19 protein-coding genes are annotated in these 24,619 nt (G+C 39.8%); 7 read left to right on the forward strand and 12 right to left on the reverse strand.

Annotated features, from left to right (window positions below; genetic code table 11):
* The first annotated feature begins 1 nt into the window (after position 1).
* Positions 2–1,312 carry an efflux RND transporter periplasmic adaptor subunit gene (locus BVH02_RS11155; protein ID WP_086501519.1) on the forward strand — a complete coding sequence of 437 codons (1,311 nt, stop codon included), beginning with the start codon at positions 2–4 and terminating at the stop codon, positions 1,310–1,312.
* A 171-nt stretch (positions 1,313–1,483) separates the two neighbouring features.
* On the opposite strand, the gene BVH02_RS11160 is transcribed toward BVH02_RS11155, so the two are convergent.
* Genes BVH02_RS11160 through BVH02_RS11170 form a run of 3 tightly spaced genes read right to left on the reverse strand, consistent with a single transcriptional unit; the run spans position 1,484 to position 4,849 of the window.
* Entirely contained in the window at positions 1,484–2,071 is a 588-nt protein-coding gene (locus tag BVH02_RS11160) for a Maf family nucleotide pyrophosphatase (RefSeq protein ID WP_086501520.1), read from the reverse strand.
* Positions 2,052–3,350 carry a DUF1015 domain-containing protein gene (locus BVH02_RS11165; protein WP_086501521.1) on the reverse strand — a complete coding sequence of 433 codons (1,299 nt, stop codon included), beginning with the start codon at positions 3,348–3,350 and terminating at the stop codon, positions 2,052–2,054. The genes BVH02_RS11160 and BVH02_RS11165 overlap by 20 nt, the downstream gene beginning before the upstream one ends.
* 2 nt (positions 3,351–3,352) lie before the next feature.
* On the reverse strand, positions 3,353–4,849 hold the full coding sequence (locus BVH02_RS11170; protein WP_086501522.1) for an acetyl-CoA carboxylase biotin carboxylase subunit: 1,497 nt from the start codon (positions 4,847–4,849) through the stop codon (positions 3,353–3,355).
* Positions 4,850–5,028: 179 nt separating this feature from the next.
* Here BVH02_RS11170 and BVH02_RS11175 point away from each other — a divergent pair, with 179 nt between their 5' ends.
* Together BVH02_RS11175 and BVH02_RS11180 are read left to right on the forward strand one after the other, a co-directional pair.
* Positions 5,029–6,279, forward strand: coding sequence for an aminotransferase class I/II-fold pyridoxal phosphate-dependent enzyme (locus tag BVH02_RS11175; protein ID WP_086501523.1), 1,251 nt, complete (start codon positions 5,029–5,031; stop codon positions 6,277–6,279).
* Positions 6,280–6,381: 102 nt separating this feature from the next.
* Positions 6,382–6,558: a histone H1 gene (locus tag BVH02_RS11180; protein ID WP_086501524.1), complete on the forward strand. Its 177-nt coding sequence runs from the start codon at positions 6,382–6,384 to the stop codon at positions 6,556–6,558.
* Between the two features lie 68 nt (positions 6,559–6,626).
* On the opposite strand, the gene BVH02_RS11185 is transcribed toward BVH02_RS11180, so the two are convergent.
* The 6 genes from BVH02_RS11185 to BVH02_RS11210 all read right to left on the reverse strand — a co-directional run bounded on the left by BVH02_RS11185 (position 6,627) and on the right by BVH02_RS11210 (position 15,176).
* Complete coding sequence (locus BVH02_RS11185) at positions 6,627–8,468, reverse strand: M1 family metallopeptidase (RefSeq protein WP_086501525.1); 1,842 nt, start codon at positions 8,466–8,468, stop codon at positions 6,627–6,629.
* A 477-nt stretch (positions 8,469–8,945) separates the two neighbouring features.
* Entirely contained in the window at positions 8,946–9,458 is a 513-nt protein-coding gene (locus BVH02_RS11190; protein ID WP_086501526.1) for a hypothetical protein, read from the reverse strand.
* Between the two features lie 110 nt (positions 9,459–9,568).
* Positions 9,569–11,017, reverse strand: a complete 1,449-nt coding sequence (locus BVH02_RS11195; RefSeq protein ID WP_086501527.1) for a TrkH family potassium uptake protein — start codon at positions 11,015–11,017, stop codon at positions 9,569–9,571.
* 3 nt (positions 11,018–11,020) lie between these two features.
* Positions 11,021–12,367 (reverse strand): Trk system potassium transporter TrkA, encoded by a 1,347-nt coding sequence (gene trkA / locus BVH02_RS11200; protein WP_086501528.1) that lies wholly within the window; start codon positions 12,365–12,367, stop codon positions 11,021–11,023.
* A 567-nt stretch (positions 12,368–12,934) separates the two neighbouring features.
* Positions 12,935–14,179 carry a DNA recombination protein RmuC gene (locus BVH02_RS11205; RefSeq protein ID WP_086501529.1) on the reverse strand — a complete coding sequence of 415 codons (1,245 nt, stop codon included), beginning with the start codon at positions 14,177–14,179 and terminating at the stop codon, positions 12,935–12,937.
* Positions 14,169–15,176: an alpha/beta fold hydrolase gene (locus BVH02_RS11210; RefSeq protein ID WP_086501530.1), complete on the reverse strand. Its 1,008-nt coding sequence runs from the start codon at positions 15,174–15,176 to the stop codon at positions 14,169–14,171. Before BVH02_RS11210 ends, BVH02_RS11205 begins: the two co-directional genes overlap by 11 nt.
* A gap of 95 nt (positions 15,177–15,271) precedes the next feature.
* On the opposite strand from BVH02_RS11210, the gene BVH02_RS11215 reads away from it, so the two are divergent.
* From BVH02_RS11215 to BVH02_RS11225, 3 genes are all read left to right on the forward strand, one after another.
* Complete coding sequence (locus tag BVH02_RS11215; protein WP_086501531.1) at positions 15,272–16,501, forward strand: Nramp family divalent metal transporter; 1,230 nt, start codon at positions 15,272–15,274, stop codon at positions 16,499–16,501.
* A gap of 235 nt (positions 16,502–16,736) precedes the next feature.
* Positions 16,737–17,234, forward strand: coding sequence for a DUF937 domain-containing protein (locus BVH02_RS11220; protein WP_086501532.1), 498 nt, complete (start codon positions 16,737–16,739; stop codon positions 17,232–17,234).
* A 363-nt stretch (positions 17,235–17,597) separates the two neighbouring features.
* Positions 17,598–19,172, forward strand: a complete 1,575-nt coding sequence (locus BVH02_RS11225) for a S8 family peptidase (RefSeq protein WP_086501533.1) — start codon at positions 17,598–17,600, stop codon at positions 19,170–19,172.
* A gap of 185 nt (positions 19,173–19,357) precedes the next feature.
* Here the strand turns inward: BVH02_RS11225 and BVH02_RS11230 are convergent, their stop codons facing one another.
* On the reverse strand, positions 19,358–20,698 hold the full coding sequence (locus BVH02_RS11230; RefSeq protein ID WP_086501534.1) for a Gfo/Idh/MocA family protein: 1,341 nt from the start codon (positions 20,696–20,698) through the stop codon (positions 19,358–19,360).
* A 75-nt stretch (positions 20,699–20,773) separates the two neighbouring features.
* Entirely contained in the window at positions 20,774–21,541 is a 768-nt protein-coding gene (locus BVH02_RS11235) for a 3-keto-disaccharide hydrolase (protein ID WP_086501535.1), read from the reverse strand.
* Positions 21,542–21,671: 130 nt separating this feature from the next.
* Here BVH02_RS11235 and BVH02_RS11240 point away from each other — a divergent pair, with 130 nt between their 5' ends.
* The gene (locus BVH02_RS11240; RefSeq protein WP_086501536.1) at positions 21,672–24,221 is read left to right on the forward strand and encodes a M14 metallopeptidase family protein; all 2,550 of its coding nucleotides are present in this window, start codon (positions 21,672–21,674) and stop codon (positions 24,219–24,221) included.
* A 151-nt stretch (positions 24,222–24,372) separates the two neighbouring features.
* On the opposite strand, the gene BVH02_RS21650 is transcribed toward BVH02_RS11240, so the two are convergent.
* Positions 24,373–24,619: hypothetical protein (locus tag BVH02_RS21650; RefSeq protein ID WP_205635729.1), on the reverse strand; the 247-nt coding region annotated here is incomplete at its 5' end.

Below are 24,619 nucleotides of genomic sequence, written 5' to 3' on the forward strand. Positions count from 1 at the left end.
CATGGCTAATAAGAAATCAAATAAACTATTGTATTATCTCCTAGGAGGAATAATAGTCCTCATAATTTTTGCAGTGATCGCTCGCAATGCCGGTTGGGTAGGCGGTGATAAAGAAACTCAAGTGGAAGTTGCGACCGTAAAACGAGTGGCAATTGTGGAGAAAGTAAGTGCCTCTGGGGAAATTCAACCTGAAGTAGAAGTCAACCTAAGTCCAGACGTAGCTGGTGAGATTATTTCTCTCAATGTAAAAGAAGGAGATTCTGTTTCTATGGGTATGTTGTTAGTCAAAATTAGACCTGACAACTTTATCTCAGCATTAGATAGAACTAGAGCTAACTTCAATCAACAGCAAGCTAACTTAGCCCAATCTCGTGCAGCATTACAGAGATCTGAAGCGCAATTCACTCAAGCAGACCAAAATTTTAATAGACAAAAAAGTCTTTACGAACAAAAAGCAATTTCCGATTCAGATTTTGAACAAGCTCAAGCAACTTTTATTTCATCTCAAAAAGATCTAGAAGCAGCTAAGCAAAGTGTTCTCGCGTCAGAGTTTGTGGTTAAAAGTTCTCAGGCATCTGTAGATGAAGCATCCGAAAACTTAAGATTAACTAACGTGTATTCTCCAGTAAGTGGAATTGTTTCCAATCTTTTGGTAGAACAAGGTGAGCGTGTAGTAGGTACAGCTCAAATGGCAGGTACTGAAATGCTAACCATCGCTGATCTTTCTAAAATGGAAGTACGAGTAGATGTGAACGAAAATGACATTGTTCGATTAAGCTTAGGTGACACTACTATTATTGATGTGGATTCCTACAATTACACAGGTAAAACGTTCAAAGGCGTGGTGACAAGTATTGCTAATACGGCTAATACAAAAGCATCATCTGACGCTGTGACGGAGTTCAAAGTTAAAATCAGAATATTGAATGACTCTTACAAAGAATTAGTGAGTGAAGGTAAAAAATACCCTTTCCGTCCAGGAATGACAGCTTCTGTGGAGATTCTTACTAATTCTAAAAACAATGCACTATCTGTTCCTCTGGCAGCTGTGACGACAAGAGAAAGCAAGCAGGATACTTTATTGGGAGGTACTACTAGGGCCAAAGAATTAGTATTTATCAATGAAGGCGGAGTGGCAAAATTGAGAGAAATCAAAACGGGTATTTCTGACTTCCAAAACATTGAAGTACTGGAAGGACTTGCTGAAGGTGATCAAATCATTTCTGGCCCTTACTTCATCGTGAGCAAAGACCTAAAAGAAGGCGACAAAGTAGCTGCTGTAGATGGAAAGATTACGGCGGTTAAAAAATAAAGCTATTAATGAATGTATGAGCGAAAAATCTTTCGTATCTCAATGCCATTCATACTATCTAAAAAGCCCTGTGAGTTTTCACAGGGCTTTTTCTATGACTATTCATTTACTTCAAGTCAGCTCTTTTTATCTAGTATAACTCAGTCTTGAGACTTGAACAAAATCATACAATTACCATTTCTTTAACTGAGCATATATTAAATGCAATGGGAAACCCATCACATTGTAATAAGAACCCTCTATCCGCTCCACTCCCATATAACCAATCCACTCTTGGATACCATAAGAACCAGCCTTATCCATGGGCTTGTATTGACGGATATAATGCCAGATCTCATCTTCTTCAAGAAATCTAAAAGTCACTTTCGTCTCATCTTCCAACGTTATTTGCCTGGTTTTGTCACGAAATGTTACCGCTGTCATCACCGTATGTGTGGCTCCAGAGAGACTTTTTAACATATCAAAGGCCTCCTCTTCTGAGTTAGGTTTACCTAGTACATGTCCACCAGCTATCACTACAGTATCTGAAGTGATTAAAATTTCATTGGCAGCAAGTTCATCAGTAAAAGATTCAGATTTCAATTTGGAAAGATAAGCAGCCACATATTCAGCCTGAATATCTTTTGGTACTTTTTCATCTACGTCAATGACTCTAACTTCAAAATCAACTTCCAATCCCTTCAATAATTCTTGTCGCCTTGGTGAATTAGAGGCTAATACAATTTTCTTATTCCTTAGATTACTCAATAAAGGATTCATAGTCGAAATCAAATTCATCTTGTTTAATACTGGCGAAAAGTAATCCGCCTAGTGCTTTTGGATAGAAATAGGTCGATTTCTGCGGCATAACTTCACCAGATCTACATACTTCTAACACTTGTTCCATTTCTAATTCTCGGGTAATTACTGCAAAACTTGCCTTGCCTGATCTCACTTCACTGATGCATCTGGAGAAATTTCGCTCATAGGCTATCTGATCTGAGTTCCTTTGAACAGCTACTGGAATAGCTAATATCCTTTCAAAAAGCACCTCATGAAGTACGGCTAAATCAAGGGTTCGGATACTTTCCGGCAAATGCTGATTGATATCGTTTATTTTACCCGACTTCAATTGCAGCATATAGCTATCCTCTCCCATTACCAAACCAAAGGTATGAGGTTTATGAAAAGCATATCCACCCAATTCTTCAGAGTCTGCAAATTTTTTCACTTCGAACCATTTCTTTACCTTTTCTATTAAGTCCTCTTGTGATAGCTCCAATCCATAAAATAACCGGTGAGTGGGAAGGATTTTCAAATGATTTCCGCTTGTATTGGTCAGATACATCAGGTGATAATCATGTCCTTTCCAGCGAGTATCAGACAATGAGCCCTGCATGGACTTTCGGTATTCTATAGCTCCCTCAAGTCTGTGATGCCCATCTGCTAGGATTACTTGCTTGTCTTTCATTACCTGCACAAAATGTCTAATAATCTCGGGATCTTGAATGAGAGCCATCACTTCTCTTACGCCCTGATAATCTTCTAGCTCGTACAATGGATTAGCGATAGCATCATCCATGTATTTCTCCAGCTGTTCTTCAGGATCTTCATACAAGCCATGTGTAGGACTAGCCTGTATTTGCGTTTTTAGCAGTAATTCGATTCTGTCATTCACCGCAGAAGTGATTGTATTCTCATGTCTTAAGATAACTTGGTCGCTCCATTCGTAGGCTTTAATTTGAGCTACAAAGCCTCTTCTACAACGCTCATCATGCTCCCCAGGAAGCCGGAAATATTGATAATACACATATATTCCGGGCAGATCATCCTGTAGGATTACAGCCGTCTCTTTCCATTTATTCAAAGTTTCAAGTGCATTCAGTGCAGGATTTTCACCTTTCGGAACTGATAGGTGAATACTATTCAACGGATTCTCATAGAGCAATTGTCGCTGACGAGCTGAGACCACATCAAATAAGGGTGCAGTCAACTCTTCCATTTTCGGTGCTAAATGCTCAGCGTAACGCCAAGCTTTGATTGGTAATATCTCTGCCATCTTTACTTAAGTCTATTTCTCCACGCTGATTCCTTATTACCAATCAATTCAGTATTTAACTTTCCTGAAGACTTATGCTTTTCAAAAAACTCTACCGCAAGTGCGGAAAGCAATTCCAATTCAGTAGGTGAAAAATCCTCCTCCAAGACTGCTGGTGTAAAGTAGTTTTCTACAAACTTTGTATCAAAATCACCACTTATAAAAGCTTCATGAGTGATAGCGAACTTGCAGAAACCAAGAGTAGTTTGGATACCGACAATTTTGAAATCATCAATGGCTCTCACCATCTTTTCTATGGCAGCATTCCGATCTTCAGCATGCGTAATCAGCTTTGCTATCATTGGATCATAATAAATAGGAATATCCATTCCTTCTTCAAAACCATCGTCAACTCGAATTCCAGCTCCTTGTGGTCGTCTGTAAGTTTCTAGCTTTCCAATGTCTGGAAGAAAGTTATTCTTTGGATCTTCTGCATAGACACGGACTTCCAGAGAATGACCATTGATTTTCAAATCATCCTGGGTAAAAGAAAGGGACGCTCCTTCTGCGATCAAGATCTGTTCTCGAACGAGATCCTTTCCTGTGATCATCTCCGTCACGGGATGTTCTACTTGGAGTCTTGTATTCATTTCTAAGAAAAAGAAATTCAATTTCCCATCTACAATAAATTCTACAGTGCCTGCTCCATAATAATCACATGCTTTGGCTACGCCGACGGCAGCCTCTCCCATAGCTTTTCTCATCTCGGGTGAGACGACGGCTGATGGGGCCTCTTCTATCACTTTCTGATGTCTTCTCTGGATGGAACACTCTCGCTCAAACAAGTAAACAATGTTACCCTGTTGATCTCCCAGCACCTGAATTTCTATGTGTCTAGGTGAGCTAATGTATTTCTCTATAAAAACAGCACTGTCCCCGAAAGAGGATTGAGCCTCACTGACGGCTCGCTCCATTTGCTCTTCGAATTCCTCCTCATTTTCCACCACACGCATTCCTTTGCCGCCACCTCCTGCGCTAGCTTTGATCAGAATTGGGTATCCAATCTCAGCAGCACGTTTTTTGGCCACTGGAATATCTGAAATAGCCTCCTCTGTTCCCGGGACCAACGGAATATCGTATTTTGCCACTGCCTGTTTTGCAGCAAGTTTGGATCCCATTACCTCTATCGCTTCAGGCGAAGGTCCTATAAAAATCAACTCTGCTTGCTTCACTTTTCGCGCAAAATCAGCATTTTCCGATAGGAACCCATAGCCAGGGTGGATAGCATCCACGTTCAATTCTCTACAAACGTCAATTATTTTATCTCCCAATAAATACGATTGAGTAGATGCTGCAGGTCCCAAGCATACAGCTTCATCTGCGAAAAGAACATGTGGCGAAAGTCTATCCGCCTCACTGTAAACGGCAACCGTGGCAATGCCCATTTCTTTGGCTGTACGCATGATTCGCAAGCTGATCTCTCCTCTATTGGCAATTAGTATTTTCTTGATTTTCGGCATTTTCTCTGGTATTAAAAGCTAATTTTTTGGGTTTCGGCTAAATAAAGAAAATAATCTGAGCTTTGTAAAGAATCATTTGTTTCACTCTTGTTTTTTGCATAGCAGGTATTAAAGTTTTATTTTTGTCGGATTTTAATGAACAGTTCATTAGATCAACTATCACTTAAATTCGAAACGCTTTGGATCTATTTGCAAAATTAAAAATGAACATGGGCCCCTTGGGCAAACACTCTGACTTCGCAGACGGTTACTTCTCCTTCCCTAAATTAGAAGGTGAAATTGCTCCTCGAATGAAATTTCAGGGGAAGAATGTTCTAACCTGGAGTTTGAATAATTACCTAGGCCTAGCAAATCATCCTGAAGTACGTAAAGCTGATGCTGATGCAGCTGCACAATATGGCGCTGCTCATCCGATGGGCGCACGTATGATGTCAGGACAAACCAGCCTTCATGAGCAGCTTGAGGATGAATTGGCAGCTTTTGTCAAGAAAGACAAAGCTTATTTATTGAATTACGGATACCAAGGTATCATGTCTGTTATTGATTCACTCCTTGACAGAAAAGACGTAGTCGTTTATGATTCAGAATGCCATGCATGTATTATCGATGCACTTAGAATGCACTTGGGCAAGCGTTACGTTTTCCCACATAATGATATTCAAAACTGCGAAAAGCAACTTGAAAGAGCTACAAAACTAGCCAATGAAACTGGCGGTGGTATTCTAGTGATCACTGAAGGTGTATTCGGTATGACTGGAGATCAAGGCAAGTTGAAAGAAATTGTTGAATTGAAGAAGAAGTTTGACTTCAGGCTGTTAATAGACGATGCACACGGTTTTGGTACTTTGGGCAAAACTGGTGCAGGTACAGATGAAGAGCAAGGTGTACAGGATGAAGTGGATCTTTACTTCTCCACTTTTGCAAAGTCTATGGCTAGTATTGGTGCGTTTATCGCTGGTTCTCCTGAGGTAATCATGTTCCTGAGGTACAATATGCGTTCTCAGATTTTCGCTAAGGCTCTTCCTATGATTTTTGTGGCTGGTGCATTGAAGCGTCTTGAGCTGCTCAGAACTCAGCCAGAATTGAAAGACAATCTTTGGACAATCGTGACTGCGCTTCGCAAAGGGCTTCATGACAATGGATTCAGCACAGGAAAATCCAATTCCCCAGTCACTCCAGTGGTTCTAAATGGTACAGTTGGTGAAGCAGCTGCTTTGACAAGAGACCTTAGAGAAAACTACAGTATCTTCTGTTCAGTAGTTATTTACCCAGTGATACCTAAAGGAATGATTATCTTAAGATTAATTCCTACCGCAGTTCATACGCTGGAAGATGTTGAAGAAACCATTTCTGCATTTGCAGCAATAAAGGAGAAATTAACAAGCGGAGTTTATAAAAATTCTGAATATGCAATTTCAGTTGGTGAGTAATAATTAACTCAAAAATACGCGCTCTAGATTGATTTAGTAAGTAAATGGGTTATATTGAATGATAAATAAACTTATCATCAACCTCCAAAAAACTCTTTTACTATGCACAAATTTAGTGAAGTAAGCGAACTCGTTAATTCTCTTAAAGAAGATTTTGAAAAGTTTTACGAAAAGGGAAATTCAGCAGCTGGAACTCGCGTTAGAAAGGGAATGCAAGACCTGAAAAATATGGCTCAGGACATTCGTAAAGAAGTTCAAGACCAGAAAAACGCAGGATAAACCCTTCAACAAAAAAAAGGCGACTAATATTAGTCGCCTTTTTTTATGCATTTTCAATTAAGTGAAGCCTAGAACTCCACTTTATTATTATCCTGATTGATATCAGCTAATCTTTTGCTAGGATCAATCTCAATAGACTTAATGGAATCTGATTTCTTATTAATTCTGATCGTCTTGGTCAGGTTAGTCCAAGGCCAATCCTGTGAAATTACTCTCTTAGCTTCACCATTTTCTACCACTTTCTCTCCTCGCATCATTTCCAAAGGCAAGTAAACCATCTCAGTAGTACCGTCTTTATAAGTGATTACCAAGTCTATAGGCATTGGCATTAGCCCAATACGCTCTAAGGTAATGTCAGTTTGTTCACCTGCAGCTTTCACGTTTTTAATCCCATAATCGATTGTTTTGGTAGTATATACAAAGTATTCCTTATACCAATCCAACTCCAATCCACTTTCCTTTTCCATAATTCGAATAAAGTCATTCACATTCGGATGCTTGAAACCCCAAGTATTCCAATAGCTATGTATTCCTTTATCTCTAGCTTTTTCGCCAATGATATATCCCATTTGTGCCAAGAAAACCGCTCCCTTGGAATAGGCAGCCGAGCTGTAAGAGCCATTTGTGTCGTAGTGATCACTATGTGTACTCATTGGCTCTTCTTTACCAGATTTAACCAATCTGAAATAACCTGCATAAGATCCTCTCAAAGGGCTCTCACTAGCTTTGAAAATAGAAGACATAGTCAGTGCTGAGGCGTAACTAGCAAAACCTTCATCCATCCAGGGATAAAGAGCTTCGTTAGTGGCGATGACTCCTTGATACCAGCTATGCCCTAATTCGTGAGCCATAACACCTACCAGGCTGTTTAGATTACGACCTCCAGTTACTAAAGTGGACATCGGGTATTCCATTCCACCATCACCACCTTGGATTACAGAGTATTGCTTGTAAGGATATTCCCCGAAATGTTCAGACATAAACTCAATAGCTTTTGGAGTATAGTCCATCAACTTTACCCAATTCTCAGTCACTTCGTTACTAGGAATATATAAATGGTGAACAGTCACACCATTATCCATTATTAACTTATCGTGACGATACTTAGGATCTGCTGCCCACATAAAGTCGTGAACTTTAGGAGCTTTAAAATGCCAAGTTAACTTCTCGCCTTTGGCTGAAGCTACTTTCACCCCTTCATCTTCGTAACCATGTCCGATCTCATTAGGATTTTGTAAGTAACCCGTACCACCTAAAACATAGGTTTTATCGATTGAGATTTTGATATCAAAATCTCCCCAAATACCATAGAATTCACGTCCTATATATGGGTTGGCATGCCATCCTTGCTCGTCGTATTCAGACATTTTAGGATACCACTGAGCCATAGAATATCTCACGCCTTCCTCGCTGTCTCTCCCAGATCTTCTGATCTGAACAGGTACTTGGCCATTGAAAGCCATTTCGAATTTGGCACTGGAATTTGGAAGAATCGGCTCAACTAGCTCAACTTCCAAAATAGTCCCTACCTCTTCGTATGTTACATCTTTACCATTCATTTTAAGACTACTCACTCTTAAGTAGCCAATCTCATTTGGCTTCAATTTACTAATACGATCTCCTACCCTACGGTCTGGATCAGAAATACTTCTAGATCGCTCATCCATCATACTTCCCGGTTGGAAAGCATTGAAATATAAATGATAAAAAACCCGATCAAGCGTGTCTGGAGAATTGTTAGTATATGTCAATACTTGCGTTCCTGTGTATTGATTGGTTTTGACGTTCATATCGACGTCCATCTGATAGTTGGCAGCTTGCTGGAATCTCCCCGTTTGGGCAAAGACTCCGCTACTCAGCACCATCAAAATAAAAAGCCCGGTGATAGGCTTTGTGATGTTATTATGCATAATCTTGATTTTTTTTATAAAGAAAATCAAATAGCAAAACGAAGCCAAACCATCCGTAAAAAATCAGAGTTTCGGATTATTAAAACTGAAATTTTGATTTTACTTTTTACCCTAAAAAATAGATTTAACTATAACCCCAAGCCCTTCTCTGTCATAGTTTGATGCCAGACTTTTATCAATCACTTATTTAGGTATTCAATCCAATCTGTAATTTACATTAGTACAAAGCATTACTTAAATGTTGCAAAACTGATTTTCAAATAAATTCACATTTATGATCATTAGACTTCTCGTATTCGTTTCTTCCATAGGCAGCATATTTTATTAAAATACCCAGTGAAGGACGATGGAAATCAATTTTTAAATAGCCTCATTTAAAATCCCGCAAAGCTTTTCCGTAAACAAACTGGCTAGGTATTTCTAGACGTATAATTTAGAAGTGGGGAGAAAAAGTCAGGATTATAATATTGATATGCTCTAGAAATCTGAAGAGCAAATTTTCATTTGAGTGGAATCAAATTTTAATAAATCATCTGAATTTGAGCCAACATTACCAGCCACCAAAATCACTTGGTAATCCGGTCCTTCGCTTGACAAATGAACTTTTACATGCCCATCGAAATTTTTCATATCCTCAAAACTCAGCTTACTTCCATTCATTAATACGCCAAGAACCGTTGTGCTTTTTAAATCTGCTCCACTCACTGCATTTAGCATCAGAGCCATTTGCGCATCTGGATCGGTATAACTACCATAATGCAAATGTGCTGGAAAAGTAGTAGACAATGTGCTTTTAGCACCGACCATTTGTATAGTCAACTCTAAATTCCTATCAGATAATTCTCTGATTATGAGTGTACCAGTATAATTAAAATCACTAGCTTTATTGAGCTTGTATTCAATTTTCTGCCCTGTGTAAACCTCAGGTTCGGACTCACTGCAGGACCACGCTGTCACAAGTAAGATAAGATATGGTAATAACTTTTTCATAAACAATGACTTTATAAACTTTACGGAAAGTTATTGAATTCCGTTCCCCAATTTTTAACTGTTTAATAATCAACGTGCACGTGGAAGAGTATTACAGTATCACCACTCTTTTAATTTGCCCTCCAGAAGAATGGAGTGAACAGAATCAAGAGGGTAAATAGCTCTAATCGACCTAATAGCATGATTACCGAAAGGAAAATCTTAGCCGCAGGAGAGAAAAATGCAAAGTTATCTTCTGGACCAACTCTCCCAATGCCAGGCCCAACGTTGGCCAATGAAGTTGCCACGGCACCTAGGGAAGTTGCTAAATCATAGCCCATAAGTGAAAGTGCTAAGGATCCCAAAACGAAAGTCAACAGATATATCAACAAGAAATTCATGATATGAGTAATGATTCTTCCCGTCACTCGATCTCCGTTGATCATTAATGGGACAATAGCTCTAGGGTGAACTAAACGTTTGAACTCCAACCAGGAGTTTTTAATGAAAGTTAGGTGTCTTACAAATTTGATTCCTCCAGCTGTAGAGCCAGCCGATCCGCCCAGAAACAACAACATAAAGCATATAAAAGTAACTCCTTCGCTGTATTGAGTATAGTCGTCAGTTACAAAGCCTGTGGTAGTAACTATGGAAACAACTTGAAATAAAGATTTTCTAAACGCTAACTCATGGCTAACACCACCATGAGCAAAAATTGGATAGTACAACACAATCGCAATTCCTAAAAGCGCCAAACTGTATACTTTGAACTCATCACTTTTCAGCACCCTCTTAAATTTACCAATCAAGCCGAAATAGATCACTGTAAAATTGGTCCCTGCCAAAAACATGAAAATGATAGCTACATACTGTATGAAAGCAGAATCATAATAGGCCATGCTGTTATTTTTGGTGGAGAAGCCACCAGTTGCCAGTGTGGTAAGTGCATGATTAATTGCATCAAAGAAGGTCATCCCTCCCACCCAATATAGGATAGTCGCCAAAAAAGTAAGTCCTACATAGACGTACCATAGACGCTTGGCAGTTTCGGAAATCCTTGGGTGAACTTTATCAGAAGTTGGACCCGGGGATTCAGCCACAAATAGCTCAATGCCTCCTATTCCTAAAAGTGGAAAAATAGCCACTGTTAAAACTATAATCCCCAATCCACCAATCCACTGCGTCATACTTCTCCAGAAAAGCAATCCCTTTGGCATCGCCTCGATATCTGTCAATATGGTAGCACCAGTGGTAGTAAGTCCTGACATAGTCTCGAACAGCGCGTCTTCAAAACTGACTATTTGATTACTTAAAATATAGGGTAGCATCCCAAAGCCAGCCATAAAAACCCAGCTTAAAGCTACAATCAAGTAACCTTCACGCTTTCGAATATTTTGATCCTGCTTAGAGAATGAGAAAAACAGCGTGACACCAATAACCATAGTAATCACTACAGAGCTCAAAATAGGCCATGGATCTTCATCAAAGTGAAGTGAAAAAATAACTCCAGGAAGCATCAATAGAGCAATAAGCACCAAGAGTGCGCCCATGATTTTCCCTATTTCTTTAAAATGAATCATGCCTTAATGAAAAAGTTTTTCAAGTGCAAGTTTTGCTTCTGGCAAGGCCAGAACTATTGCTTTATCATTCAGATCTAATTGAAAATCTCCATCAGGAATAAATACCTGATCTCCTCGGATCACACCTGCAACTATAGCCGAATCAGGGAAATGTAATTCTCTAAGTGGATTTTTAATCAATCTATTATTCTTACAAACAGAATATTGAATAAACTCTGCATCAACACCATATATTCCTGACACAGCTTCCACAGTGCCTTTTTTCAGATATCTTGAAATCTCATTTGCCGCAACTAGCTTCTTATTAATCAGCGAATCCACACCAATACTGTGTGAAATATGTATGTATTCTCGTGTATCTACATGGGCTATAGTTTTATAAACCCCATGATTTTTAGCTGTCAAACTCGCAATAATATTAGTCTCGGAAGACTCAGTCAAAGCAAGAAACGCATCCATCTGCTCTAAACCTTCTTCTATTAGAAGTTCTACATTCTTAAAATCTCCATTAATCACCAAGGAGTTTTTAAGATTTTCTGCGAGCCATTTGCAACGTTCTTTATCTTTATTGATCAACGTCACACGAAAGTGATTTTCTAATCTCAAAGCAGTAGCTACTGCCATATCATCTCCACCAATGATCATCACATTCCTGATGGTGTGTTTTTCCTGACCTAACACTTCCAAGATGGATTGAGTATTTTTCTTATTGGAGATGAAAAATACGTGATCGTTGTTACGGATTATTGTACTACCACGAGGTATAATGGTCTTTTGATCTCTAAGGATCGCAATAATTCTAATATCATCAAAAATAGGATTGGACTTGGTGTCCATAATCCGCTGATTGACCAAAGGATTACTTTGATCCAACGTGATTCCCACAATATTTAACTTTCCACCCTCAAAATCAAAAACCTCATTAAAACTAGAGTTCTCAATCATATTGAAGATGTGCTTACTGCACAGCATCGTAGGTGAGATCAAGTTGTCGATGCCAAGATTTTTAAAGTATAATAAATTTTCAGGATCCAGATAGGAATGATTTCTCACCCGTGCCATCACACGCTTTGCTCCTAGTTGCTTTGCTAAGACGGCGGTAACAATATTCGTTTTCTCTGAAGTGGTAACGCACAAAACCATTGTGGCTCTATTCACATTGGCACGCTTCAGAACCTCAAAGGCTGTGGCATCCCCCTGAACTGTCAACACATCAAGCTTAGAAGAAACGTAGTCAAGGACTTCCCTGTCTGTATCGATCAGCGTGATGTCCTTATTGTCATAACTTAATTGCTCGGCGAGATGGTAACCCATGTCTCCAGCGCCTGCAATCACAATATTCATCCCCATAGAGGTAAGTCAGGTAATTTTGAACTGGCAAAAATAAGCCCTTTCTAAATGGTAATCAGTTATAAAGCTATTTCTTTTATCTCCACCAGGACAAAGTTAGGAAGTTGAGATTGTTGGGCCAGTTTTATAAAAGGTTTTATTAGATCAAAGGGTTAAGTGAAAGGAGCAAATGCCACTGTTCTAAAAGTATTAAGTGGTTTTTTTCACTCCTTTGCCCATGTGAGTAACACTATTTATTCGCTGATTTATTGAATACAGTAACATCACTGTCCCCCAGTTACTTTCTCCAATTACTGGATTGGATAGGTAAAATTCAGAGTTGTGACACTTTTTGTCAAGGGCAAAACCAATAAAAACCCTGATTAAAGAGAAGCGAAATTCAGGTTAAGTTATTACAGAGAGTGCCTATGGCACGATCAGAAGTAATGTAGAATGACGTGAGTGGGCACACACATCAGAAAAACTGAGGAGCTACTAAGAACTCTAATTTGCGAAGCCTCAATTCACATCTCATTTTTACAATTTACATTTCACCTCTTACTTTCTATCCTTGATTTACCAGTATAGCTACTCCTCCAATAGCTTCTCACTCTCCGCCTCCGGCAATTCTTGAATATCTTTTAGCTTCCGCTGAATCACTCGGGTCCTCGCTCCTACCAATTTGTCCAATTCAGAATGTGCTTCAGAAAGCTTTTTCTGGGTCTTCTCAATCAACTCACCAAACTTCCCAAATTCGGTCTTGACCGCTCCCAAAACCTGCCAAACTTCGGAACTCCTCTTCTGAATTGCCAAGGTTCTAAAGCCCATTTGAAGACTATTCAATATCGCAGATAGCGTGGTTGGTCCTGTAACCAGCACTTTATAATCTTGTTGGATTTGCTGAGAAAGTCCAGGTTCACGTAGAATCTCAGCATAGAGACTTTCTACAGGTAGAAAAAGTATTGCAAAATCAGTGGTGTAGGGGGCATTAATATATTTGCTTTGAATATCCTGTGCTGCTTTTTTTACAGCTTTGAAAAGCTCATTTCTATTTGATTCAATCTCTGGCTTTGAAGCCACCTCGTACGCATCCACTAGTCTCAGGTAGGATTCTTGAGGGAATTTAGAGTCAATAGGTAGCAATATCGGCTCACTTTGCCCAGGCATTTTAACCGCAAACTCGACTCGCTCACGAGTACCTTTGCCTACCTCAGCATTCAACACATATTGATCAGGGGCTAGTAAATTTTCCAAAATCGCCTGTAGTTGATATTCTCCCAACACACCTCGACTTTTCACATTGGTCAGCACCCGCTTCAGGTCTCCTACTCCAGTTGCCAAGCTTTGCATTTCTCCCAAGCCTTTTTGAACAGCTTGAAGTTGGTTACTAACCATTTCAAAAGACTGCCCAAGACGAGTTTCCAACGTTTTTTGAAGTTTTTCATCCACCGTTTCCCGGATCTTCTCCAGTCGTAATTCAGTAGTTTTCATCAAATCCTCCTGACGCCGGTTTAATTCAGAGAACTTCTCACGCTGAAGGTTATTGAAATCTTGTACGTTTTGTCTGAACACATCTCCAAAAGTTTTCAGCGCTTCATTTTGGTCTTTTGAATTGGCTCTAATACTATTGAAGACGAGCTGGAATTGGTTAGTTAAGTTTTCATTAACCTCTTTTCTGGAAAGTGCCAAAGCCAGTTCTAACTCCTTGCTCATCCTGGCAAGTTCGGATTGCAGAAAGGCCTTTTCCTGATCATTACCTTTCTTCAAGAAAAAGAGAATCAAAAATGTCACTTGTAAAAAAAGAATAGAAAATAAAAGATACTCAGTCGGCATAGCTAATCAATTTAGGTGCATGAAAGTACTCGTTTCGAACTTCCACCCCTAAAAATGAAAGATATTTAGCGACAGACTCCGTCGGTATTTCTTCCATTGGCACATGCCCAGCATTATCAAAAACAATTAATTTTGACTTAGAAATGGCCTTTTCTAATAAGTATCCCTGAGCGACAGGAATCCAAGAATCAGCCTTTCCCCATAGTATCAAGGTCGGCATAGTCAGGCGATCAAAATCAACTCGAGACTCGCTCGTAGCTCCTAATCGGTCTAAGGTGGCCTGCCTATTTCCTTTACGTAGCATCAGCTCATAGTATCTGGTAATCGCTTTATCCGTAACTTTAGTTGGATCAGCATAGACTTCACGCATATTCTTGGCAAACAAAAACTTGGGAGTACACTTGAGTAGCAATAAAGAAAAAACAGGATTCTTGGCAAGCTTGAATATCCATGCTTCATTTGGTTTCATGTCTTCACCATCTGCAAATTTTTGTTCTCGCGAAGCCCCGGCAGCATCGATTAGATTCAGAGAAAGCACTTTCTCAGGATTGTTAGAAGCTAACTGAAGTGCTACAGCTCCTCCCATAGAATTGCCGGCCAAATGGAATTGATCAAGGTTGAGTATCTCAGACAATCTCAAAATCAATTGAGTATAATCAGTTAAGCTGTATCGTTTTTTCTCATCTGGGCCTGTCAGACCATGACTAGGAAAATCCAAAGAAATCGTCAAAAAATAAGGGCTTAATTCCTGCTGCCATGCATCCCAAGTATGGAGAGATGAAAAGCTACCATGCAACAGAAAAATCGGATCACCTTCACCTAGTATCCGCACATGCACGTTGGTTCCATCGACATCGATAAAGTGAGACTGAGGAGTAGAATATTTCTCTTCGATTTCCTCGGCAGAGATATCAGATCTAAAAAGTAAAGCCAAAATTAAGAGACAGGAAAGACTAATAACAGCTACAACTTTTAAAATTCGTTTGATCCAAACCATAAAATTCGGCTTTTTTGAGTTTGATTGACATTCAGCCTAGAGGAAAAAGTACAAATATTCTACACTAATCTCTAGCTTGGTAAAAAAGATACCCCTTGAATCTAAAATCAATTTTTAAAAACGTTGGCCCAGGTCCAATCATCGCAGCTGCATTCATAGGACCTGGAACCGTAACTGTGTGCACCCTCGCAGGAGTCAATTTTGGTTTTTCCTTACTTTGGGCCTTAGGTCTTTCAGTGATTTCTACTATACTATTGCAGGAGATTTCTGGAAGACTTGGCTTGATCACTGGAAAAGATTTGAGTCAGTTGATCCGTAGTCAGACAGGAAATCCTATACTTCGGTATTTTTCCATGGGCTTAGTTTTGATAGCAATAGGACTGGGTAATGCAGCCTACGAATCTGGAAATATCTCTGGCACAAATTTGGGGTTACAGGTTTTTTGGGAAGTGCCGACTATCAGTTTTTCAGGGATGGAAATTCATTTAGGTAATCTGATCTTAGGGATTATAGCCTTTGGACTTCTCTGGATAGGAAATTACAAAACACTTGAGCGAGCTTTGGTAGGGTTAGTAATTTTTATGTCCATAGCCTTTACAGCCACAGCTTTTGTGACCAAGCCAGACTGGTCCAGAGTTTTTGCAGGTTTTATCCCTAGCTGGACTGATGCTAATCTCCCTACGCTTGTGGCTTTGATCGGGACCACGGTCGTTCCGTACAATTTATTTCTATATGCTAGCTTGGCAAAAAATCGATGGTCTGGTTCAGCAGATATTCCTTGGATGAGAAGAGACATTGTAGTTTCTATCGTTTTAGGTGGAATTGTGTCCATGGCAATTTTAATAGTGGGAGCATCGAATGTCAGCACCGAAATCTCTAGTGCCCTTGACGTAAGTAAAGGATTAGAAGGCGTTTTTGGAAGCTATGCAAAGTACTTCATGGGCTTTGGACTGATGGCAGCAGGACTTACCTCTAGTATTACTGCACCTCTGGCAGCAGGTTTAGTCATCTGTGGGATTATGGGTTGGGATCAAGAAATCCGCTCCAAAACCATGAGAGCATCTATGGGTGTCATCGTGGGAATGGGACTGATCTTCTCCTCCTTGGGAATCAAACCTATTCAATTGATTACACTTGCTCAACTTGCGAATGGGGTATTACTTCCATTGGTCAGCGGATGGATTATCTGGATTGCTTCGCAAAAAAGCATTATGGGTGATTATAGAAATAAGTCTTTACATACATTTATAGCTGTTTTGATTTGGTTAGTGACCCTACTTCTTGGAATGAAGAGTATCGTCGCGGTGTTAGGAATTGGAAACTAAAATTCTACATAAATTACTCTCACAGCAAAATAGTAGAGGTGATATTTATCTAGCATTGAGGCCCCGACTATTCTGGAGAAACTTTTAATGGAAACTTGCTTAAAATTAATTTGATTATTTCCCATTATTCTAAGCCTAAAAATATCACACTGCAGCGAATTTGAATTTTTCAGGTGAATTCTATTGGAATCCTATTTCATATTAAGGAAATTCAAGAAATCAAATTTTTATAATCATGTTAGATCAATTGTTAAAACTAGCGGAAGGCCCGCTACAGGAAATGCTTGCTGGAATGAATCAGGATACTGCTGGCGTTTCAGCTATCAAAGATTCGTTAACCAACAGCCTTCAGAAAGGTGTTGCCTCTGGTGACACTTCAGCCATTCAGGAAATGTTTTCTGGGAAAGAGACCTCACCTGGCTCTCCTGCGATCAACAACCTTCAAGGAGATGTTTCTCAAGGCCTGATGGAAAAACTGGGAATCTCTAACGAGCAAGCCATGGGAATAGCAGCTGCGGCCCTACCCATGATAATGAACTTCTTCAATAAGCGCGTGAATGATGCCCCTCAGGACAATAATGACATTATGTCTTCTATAGTTTCTTCACTGCAAGGTGGTCAGGGAAAAGTTGGAACTGCTGATCTGCTAGGCTCACTTCTAGGTGGTGGCGGCGGCAAAGGTGGAATGGATCTAGGTGGATTGATGAATATGGGCAAGGGACTTTTCAAGTAAACTGGAGCTAGCTGTCTTAACATGCAACTTCTTAACACCTTTCAGTAAAAGTGAAAGCCATGGAATTGATTTCCATGGCTTTTATTGTTTAATGCCAAAATCTTACAGGTTTTTTAAGCTTCAATTAAAACTAGAATTTACTTGTAGAGCATTAGGATGCATTTTGTATCATGAAAAATTGATTTAATGTATGTGGTATTGTGTTTTACCAAGATTTCTATAGTATATTGAAAAGCCTTCAAAGTACTTTCTCAAGTAGTTAATTTTCTAGAGGTCATAGTTTTGGCCTGAAAAGAACACGCAGTATTTTCTTTATTAATTCAAAAAAAATATTTTATATCAACTAACCAAAGCCAAATACATATGCTAAATAAAAAAACAAAAATTCTGTTTTCACTACTTGTAGTGGGTATTTCGTTCACCGCGTGCGAAAGCGACATGATGCAAGTAGAACCAGCCCTTACGGCTGAGATTGAAAAACAGTTAACCCCGAGTGGTTTTGACTTAAATGAACTTCCGGTAATTTCTGATTTCTCTAACTTGAGACAAGGGGATTACACCGGGCGTTATCTCATTTTAGCCAAAGAAGGAAATTCATCTAAAAATTTAGTGAGTAGTATTGAAAAAGCTGGTGGAGAGATTGTAAAATCTTTCCCTGAAATCGGAGTCTTAGTAGCAATCTCGATATCACCCGAATTCCTAGATAATGCAAGGAAAATCAGTAGCATAGAATCAGTAACTCCAGATTTTATGCTTCAATATACTCAAGAGCCAAAAATGATTGAGAATGAAATAAGCAATCAAGGAAATGGAAATGATATTACATCATTTGGTCCACCATTTAATTACCGAAATGCAATTTATGATGGCTTTCAATGGGCTCCTAAGTCCATCAATGCTACAACTGCTTGGGATAATGGTTTTACTGGAAAAGGGATAAGAGTTGCTATTATTGATGGAGGTATTTATTCTGAGCACAATGACCTTAAATCTAATTTAGATGTGGCCAGTTCCAGGTCAACCGTTCCAAATACTATCCCACAATGGGATTGGAATCAAGATTTAGGCACTATTTGGCATGGAACTCATGTTGCCGGTATTGTGGCTGCTGCTGGTGTGGGCATAGTAGGGATAGCTCCAAGGGCTACGATTATCGGTGTGAAATCACTTCATAATGGATCTGGGGCTTTTGAGTGGATTCTTGAAGGACTTCTTTATGCAGCTACTCCTCAATCCAAAGGAGGAGCAGGTGCTCAGATCATTAATATGAGTTTAGGTGCTGAATTCGATTACCGAAATAATTGGTCTGATAAAGATTTTAGAGATGCATTCAGGGAGCTACAAAAAATGTATGACCGAGCTACTAGATACGCATTTAACAATGGCGTAACTGTAGTGGTATCTGCAGGAAATGGTTCTTCAAATTTTGATATTGAAAAAGAATTATTTAAACTACCTGCAGAAAATCAGCATGTTATTTCAGTAAGTTCGACCGGCCCAACAGGCTGGAAATTAGGAAATATGAACTTTACAGACCCAGCTTACTACACAGATTATGGAAAGTCTTTAGTTACAGTAGCTGGACCAGGGGGAAGTGCAGGCCTACTTGCAGTTAGTGGTAATACATCTAACTGCACCCTAGTTGGATCTACTGTTACATTAACTCGCCCATGTTATGCATTTGATATGGTACTTAGCTCAGTACGTGGTTCAGGAATTTCAACTGGAAGTTATAGCTGGTTGCAAGGAACTTCTATGGCTGCACCTGCAGTATCTGGAGTAGTAGCCCTAATGATGCAATCCTCCGGTGGTAAGATGCAACCAGGTCTGGTTAAAGCTAAACTCGCAAGCTCAGCAACAGATCTTGGGAAACCTGGAAAAGATGAGTATTATGGAGCAGGTTTTGTAAATGCTGCCAAAGCTCTTGGTTTAAATTAAGATAAAATACTGCTTAGGAGTGTATAAAGTAGTGTTGAGAATAGTATTAAATAGCACCGAGAAATAACTCGGTGCTATTTTTAGTATAAAACCCTCCAATATTTCGTCGAAGGGTTTTTGAATTTTAATCTTAAAAGGGAATACCTCCTCGTCTTGAGGTCAATTTCACTTCTGTCGCAAAAAGCCTATACCTTAGGCAGTTTCCAGCCATTATGATAATGCGCTTTCATCAAGTCATTGGCAGCCGAAGAAGTAAACTTGTTTTTCTCAGCATTCCAATACACTTTCTCTCCAGTCTTGTAAGCAATATTGCCCATCTGAGCATTGATCGCCGCGATGCTTCCTGTCTGTATAGCGCAGTTAAGGATTTTAGGATCATTGGCAGTTACTGCTTCTACGAAGTTGATTGCATGCAAATCCAAAGCATTTCCTACTCCTTTGGTATGAGGGACTTCAGCTACTTTCTTTACTTTTTTACTATCTACAGTTTCGGTTTCAGGAATTACTTTCCAACCGCCTCTATTCACTACCAGTGTAGCATTGTTACCAATAAAAGCGATTCCTTCGGTCGTTCCATAATTCCCTCCATCTATCCCAGTCGCATGCTCCCAAAGCATATTGAATCCCTCGTATTCATAGACGGTTTGTAGGGTATCAGGAGTTTCGGAAGCGTCATCAGGATAAGCGAACTTCCCACCTGAAGCCATTACAGATTTTGGAACAGTGACCCCCATGGCAAACAGCGCAATATCAATTTCATGAACTCCCCAATCCGTCATCAATCCACCTGCATAATCCCAAAACCAACGGAAATTAAAATGAAATCGATTGGGATTAAATGGTCGCTTTGGAGCTGGACCTAGCCACATCTTGTAATCTACACCTGCTGGAGCGGGTCCATTTGGGATTACAGGCACCGGTTTCATCCAACCTTGATATGCCCAGCATTTGACCAGGCGAATCTGACCTAATTTGCCGGATTTCACATAGTCGATAGCTTCAGCATACTGGGATCCTGAGCGCTGCCACTGCCCTACTTGTACAATTTTCCCATAGCGCTCCTGAGCTTTTACCATGAGCTGGCATTCTTCAATTGTATTCGCAATTGGCTTCTCCACGTAGACATTTTTCCCAGCAGAAACTGCATCGATCATATTCAGACAATGCCAATGATCTGGTGTCCCGATGATGACTATATCTATATCAGGATCTTCCAGCATCAAGCGGTAATCGGTATATTGCTTAGGCCTTTTTCCGCGAAGCTTAAAAACATCCTCGGTACGCTGGTCAAGGACAGATTGATCTACATCTGCCAAAGCCACACAGTTGACTTGAGGCATCTTAAGATGAGCATTCATATTAGACCAGCCCATTCCTTTACAGCCGATTAATCCATAGTTTAATTGATCTGAGGGTTTGATTTTTCTAGTAAAAGCACCAAAATCAGCCGCAGTCATAAATTGGGGCATGCTCATGCCAGCTCCCAGCAGCATTGTATTCTGAATAAATTTTCTTCTTGATGACATAGTATTGTAGGTTATTGAGTTTGACAAAAAAAGAGCAGGTAATACTAAAATCACCTGCTCTTAAATAATGTGTGCTTACAACTCCCGCACCCAGATATTTCTAAATTTAACTGGATTGCCATGGTCCTGAAGTTTGATTGGTAACTTCTCTGCATGTGCTTTATAATGTGGAATGCCAATGTATTCGGTTGGCCCTTGAAGGATCACATTATTTTGCACTACCACACCGTTCATTAAAAGCGTTACAGTAGCTGGAGAAGTCAATATCCCGTCCTTATTGAAGCGCGGTGCTTTAAAAATGATATCGTAATAGTTCCACTCGCCAGGAGCTCTAAGAGCCATAGCTAATGGTGGATGTTGCTTATAGATACTTCCAGCTTGCCCATTTGTGTAGGTTTTGCTTTCGTAGCTATCTAAAATTTGTACTTCATACATTCCCATCAGGAAAAAACCTGAGTTGCCTCTGCCTTGCCCTTCTCCGACGATTTCAGTTGGAGAAGACCATTCTATATGATATTGCGCATCACCAAAGGCTTGCTTGGAAACGATGTCTCCTTTTCCTTTGGTTACTACTAATTCACCATTTTCAATAGACCATCCAGCGGCTGTTTTACCATCCTTTGCACTTGCAAAACCATTGAGGTTTTTACCGTCAAAAAGCACAATTGCATCTGAAGGAGGAGCAGTATTATTCGCTCCAGGAATTACTTTGGGTGGAACGGGCGTATAAAATTCCGTAGCCTCTGGCTTCATAGGTGGTGGAGTTTTCTCTTGAGCGATGGCCAAAGAACTCAATGTCAATGCACTGGCAGTTAGAGCAAGTGTGAAGATTCTACTTTTCATAGGTTAGATTATTTAGGGAAAAGAACTTGGAAGGATAAATTACTTCAATTTGCCCTTAATCAAAAAACCTTTGGTGGATTTTAAATTGTCTTGAAGCTTCTGTTTTGTAATTTCCAGAAACCAAAAACCCATGAAAAACCAACTACTTAGCCTTTTTGTCGGATTGCTGATTTCTTTGCCGGGATTTTCGCAGTCTTCTTACTACTTCCCTGGCGAAACTTTTGATCCTAGCATTCCTTCACCTGAAGAATTTCTTGGCTACCCAGTGGGTGATTGGCATACACGCTATGATCTTATTGTAAAATACTTCGAAAAACTGGATGAAATCAGCGAGTTAGCAGAATTGAAAACGATTGGCTACACGTATGAGCATAGACCTAAAATCATCTTGACTATCGCTTCAGTTGCTCATTTGGGCAATTTGGAAGATATCAGAAAAACACACATTCAATTAGCAGATCCAAGTCAGCCTAAACCTAATGTAGCTGAAATGCCTTCGATTATGCATTTAGGATATGGGGTCCATGGAAATGAGCCATCATCTGCCGAGGCTGCTATGCTTTCTGCATATTGGCTTTTGGCTTCGCAAAGCGAGTTAGCTCAAAATCTCAGGGAAAATAGCATCGTTCACTTTGATCCCACTGTCAATCCTGATGGTCGTGATCGGCACAGTCAATGGGCAAATAGTAACAAAGGTTTTCCACCTGTTGCTGATCCAATGGACAGAGAGCACAATGAAGCATGGCCAAGTGGAAGAACAAATCATTATTGGTTTGACTTGAATAGAGATTGGTTGCCTTTAGCACATGTAGAATCACAGGTAAAGATCGCATGGTATCATGACTGGTATCCAAATGTGACTACGGACTTTCATGAAATGGGTACTGACGCAACCTACTTTTTTGAGCCTACAAAGCCTTTTGGAAGTGAAAACCCTGTAATACCAAGAAAAAATTACGATGATATAAATGTGCGCTTTGCTAATTATTTTGCAAAATACTTGGATGAAATAGGCAGTTTGTACTACACCAAAGAGTCTTTTGACAATAGTTATCCTGGATATGGCTCAACTTACCCAGACATACAGGGTGGCTTAGGCTTAGTATTCGAGCAAGCGAGTAGCCGAGGCCATTTGCAATCCAGCCAGCGTGGTGATGTCAGTTTTGCATTTACCATTAAAAATCATCTAGTGAGCTCTATTGCCACCATGGAAGCAGGTCTGGACAATAGAACATATATGCATGATTATTTAAGAGAATTCTTCGAAACAGCAGTTTCTGAGGGAGCAAAAGATCCAGCAAAGAATTATGTATTTGGTGACGAGTTTGATGAAAGCAGAAACCGACTTTTTGTGAAATTCTTACTTGATCACAAAATCAAAGTCTATGAAAATTCTTCAGATATAAAATCAGGCGACTACAGCTTCAAAAAAGGAAAATCCTGGATTGTCCCAACTGCTCAGCCTCAGTACAGGATGGTGCGAACTATGTTTGAAGATGTGAAAGAATTTGCAGATTCTGTTTTTTACGATGCTTCAGCATGGACAATGGCTCGTGCCTACGGAATGCCTTTTGCACCTAACGCATCCATCAAATCTGGAAATCAAATCACAGAAATTACTGCTTCAAGCTTTGAATTCCCTACCGGAAAATCCTATGCTTATCTAATTGATTGGGCAGATTATTATGCTCCTAAGATGTTGCTTGCTTTACAGGAAGCTGGAGTTCATGTGGAGATCATTAACCGTCCATTCACTGCAAAAACTCAGAAAGGAGATACTAAGTTTGCTGCTGGAACACTGATGATTCCTACAGGTTTTCAAAAGTTGGAAGCTGAAAAAGTGAAATCAACCATCCAAGAATTGGCGAAAGAAAATACACAACAAATCTACGCTACCACCACCGGATTGAATCTGGAAGGAATAGATTTCGGATCCAACTTAGTTGGAGCAGTGACCAAGCCAAAAGTAATCATGGTAGTAGGCGAAGGTATATCTGGTACAGAAGCCGGGGAAATCTGGTTTCTCATGGATAGTCAGTTAGGAATGCCCATCACCAAAGTAAATACGGAAGATATGGGAAGAGTAAACCTTTACGATTATACAACGCTAATCTTGCCTTCAGGGAATTATAACTTCCTCTCCGAGTCTAACATTACGCATCTGAAGGATTGGATTTCGCGTGGCGGAACAGTAATTTCCATGAAAAACGCCAGTCTTTGGCTGAATCAAAAAGGTATCATTAAAGAAACATTGGTCGACACATCAGAGGAAGACAAAGCTACTGAACCTAAAAACCTTCCTTTCGCGGTACAACGAGATCATGAGGGTGCAAAGTCGGTTGGTGGAAGTATTTATATGGCAAAACTAGATCTCACCCATCCGATCGCCTATGGCTATCAGCGTGCAGAAATTCCTGTCTACCGTAATAGTAGCATTTTCATGAAGCCTAGTGAGAATAAGTACCTTACTCCTATTCGCTACATTGATAACCCTTTCCTAGGTGGATATATTTCCAAAGCAAATCTAAATAAGTTAAGTCAAAGTGCTAGTGTGATCATTTCTCCTGTTGGTAGTGGTAGAGTGGTCAATTTCTTTGACAGTCCCAATTTCAGAGGAACTTGGTTTGGGACAAATAAACTATTCCTGAACGCTATTTTCTTCGGAAACTTGATGAATTGATTGAATAAGCGGTATTCGTTACTAATAGACACTCTCTGCGCTTTCTTCGCAAACTGTATGGTTAAATAAGAATACTGATCATGCCGTTGGCATTCTTAAATTACTAGCTAACCCTAATGCCCCGAATTTCGCTTTGCTGTATTCGGGGCTTTTACGGGTTTTGCCTTTTGCAAAAAAATATCCTTGTTACGACAAAGTCAATAATTAATGCTCTTTGTGCCTTTTTCGTGCCATTCTTGGTTGGAAAAGATCTGTCGATTTCACCCTTGGCAAAATGAAACCTTGCTGAAGGCAAGGCCTGTAAAAGCACAGAATGCAATTCTGGGTAAATGATATGCAGAGAAAGTATTGTAGTGCCAACGGCACGATCGGTATGGATGCTCTTTATGCTTCCTTGG

The sequence above is a fragment of the Algoriphagus ratkowskyi genome, assembly GCF_002150505.1.
Classification (GTDB): Bacteria; Bacteroidota; Bacteroidia; order Cytophagales; family Cyclobacteriaceae; genus Algoriphagus; species Algoriphagus ratkowskyi.

Coding starts and splice junctions, on each gene's coding strand:
- BVH02_RS11155 (WP_086501519.1), top strand. CDS start 2: ATGGCTAATAAGAAATCAAATAAACTATTGTATTATCTCCTAGGAGGA.
- BVH02_RS11160 (WP_086501520.1), bottom strand. CDS start 2,071: ATGAATCCTTTATTGAGTAATCTAAGGAATAAGAAAATTGTATTAGCC.
- BVH02_RS11165 (WP_086501521.1), bottom strand. CDS start 3,350: ATGGCAGAGATATTACCAATCAAAGCTTGGCGTTACGCTGAGCATTTA.
- BVH02_RS11170 (WP_086501522.1), bottom strand. CDS start 4,849: ATGCCGAAAATCAAGAAAATACTAATTGCCAATAGAGGAGAGATCAGC.
- BVH02_RS11180 (WP_086501524.1), top strand. CDS start 6,382: ATGCACAAATTTAGTGAAGTAAGCGAACTCGTTAATTCTCTTAAAGAA.
- BVH02_RS11185 (WP_086501525.1), bottom strand. CDS start 8,468: ATGCATAATAACATCACAAAGCCTATCACCGGGCTTTTTATTTTGATG.
- BVH02_RS11190 (WP_086501526.1), bottom strand. CDS start 9,458: ATGAAAAAGTTATTACCATATCTTATCTTACTTGTGACAGCGTGGTCC.
- BVH02_RS11195 (WP_086501527.1), bottom strand. CDS start 11,017: ATGATTCATTTTAAAGAAATAGGGAAAATCATGGGCGCACTCTTGGTG.
- trkA (WP_086501528.1), bottom strand. CDS start 12,367: ATGGGGATGAATATTGTGATTGCAGGCGCTGGAGACATGGGTTACCAT.
- BVH02_RS11205 (WP_086501529.1), bottom strand. CDS start 14,179: ATGCCGACTGAGTATCTTTTATTTTCTATTCTTTTTTTACAAGTGACA.
- BVH02_RS11210 (WP_086501530.1), bottom strand. CDS start 15,176: ATGGTTTGGATCAAACGAATTTTAAAAGTTGTAGCTGTTATTAGTCTT.
- BVH02_RS11220 (WP_086501532.1), top strand. CDS start 16,737: ATGTTAGATCAATTGTTAAAACTAGCGGAAGGCCCGCTACAGGAAATG.
- BVH02_RS11225 (WP_086501533.1), top strand. CDS start 17,598: ATGCTAAATAAAAAAACAAAAATTCTGTTTTCACTACTTGTAGTGGGT.
- BVH02_RS11230 (WP_086501534.1), bottom strand. CDS start 20,698: ATGTCATCAAGAAGAAAATTTATTCAGAATACAATGCTGCTGGGAGCT.
- BVH02_RS11235 (WP_086501535.1), bottom strand. CDS start 21,541: ATGAAAAGTAGAATCTTCACACTTGCTCTAACTGCCAGTGCATTGACA.
- BVH02_RS11240 (WP_086501536.1), top strand. CDS start 21,672: ATGAAAAACCAACTACTTAGCCTTTTTGTCGGATTGCTGATTTCTTTG.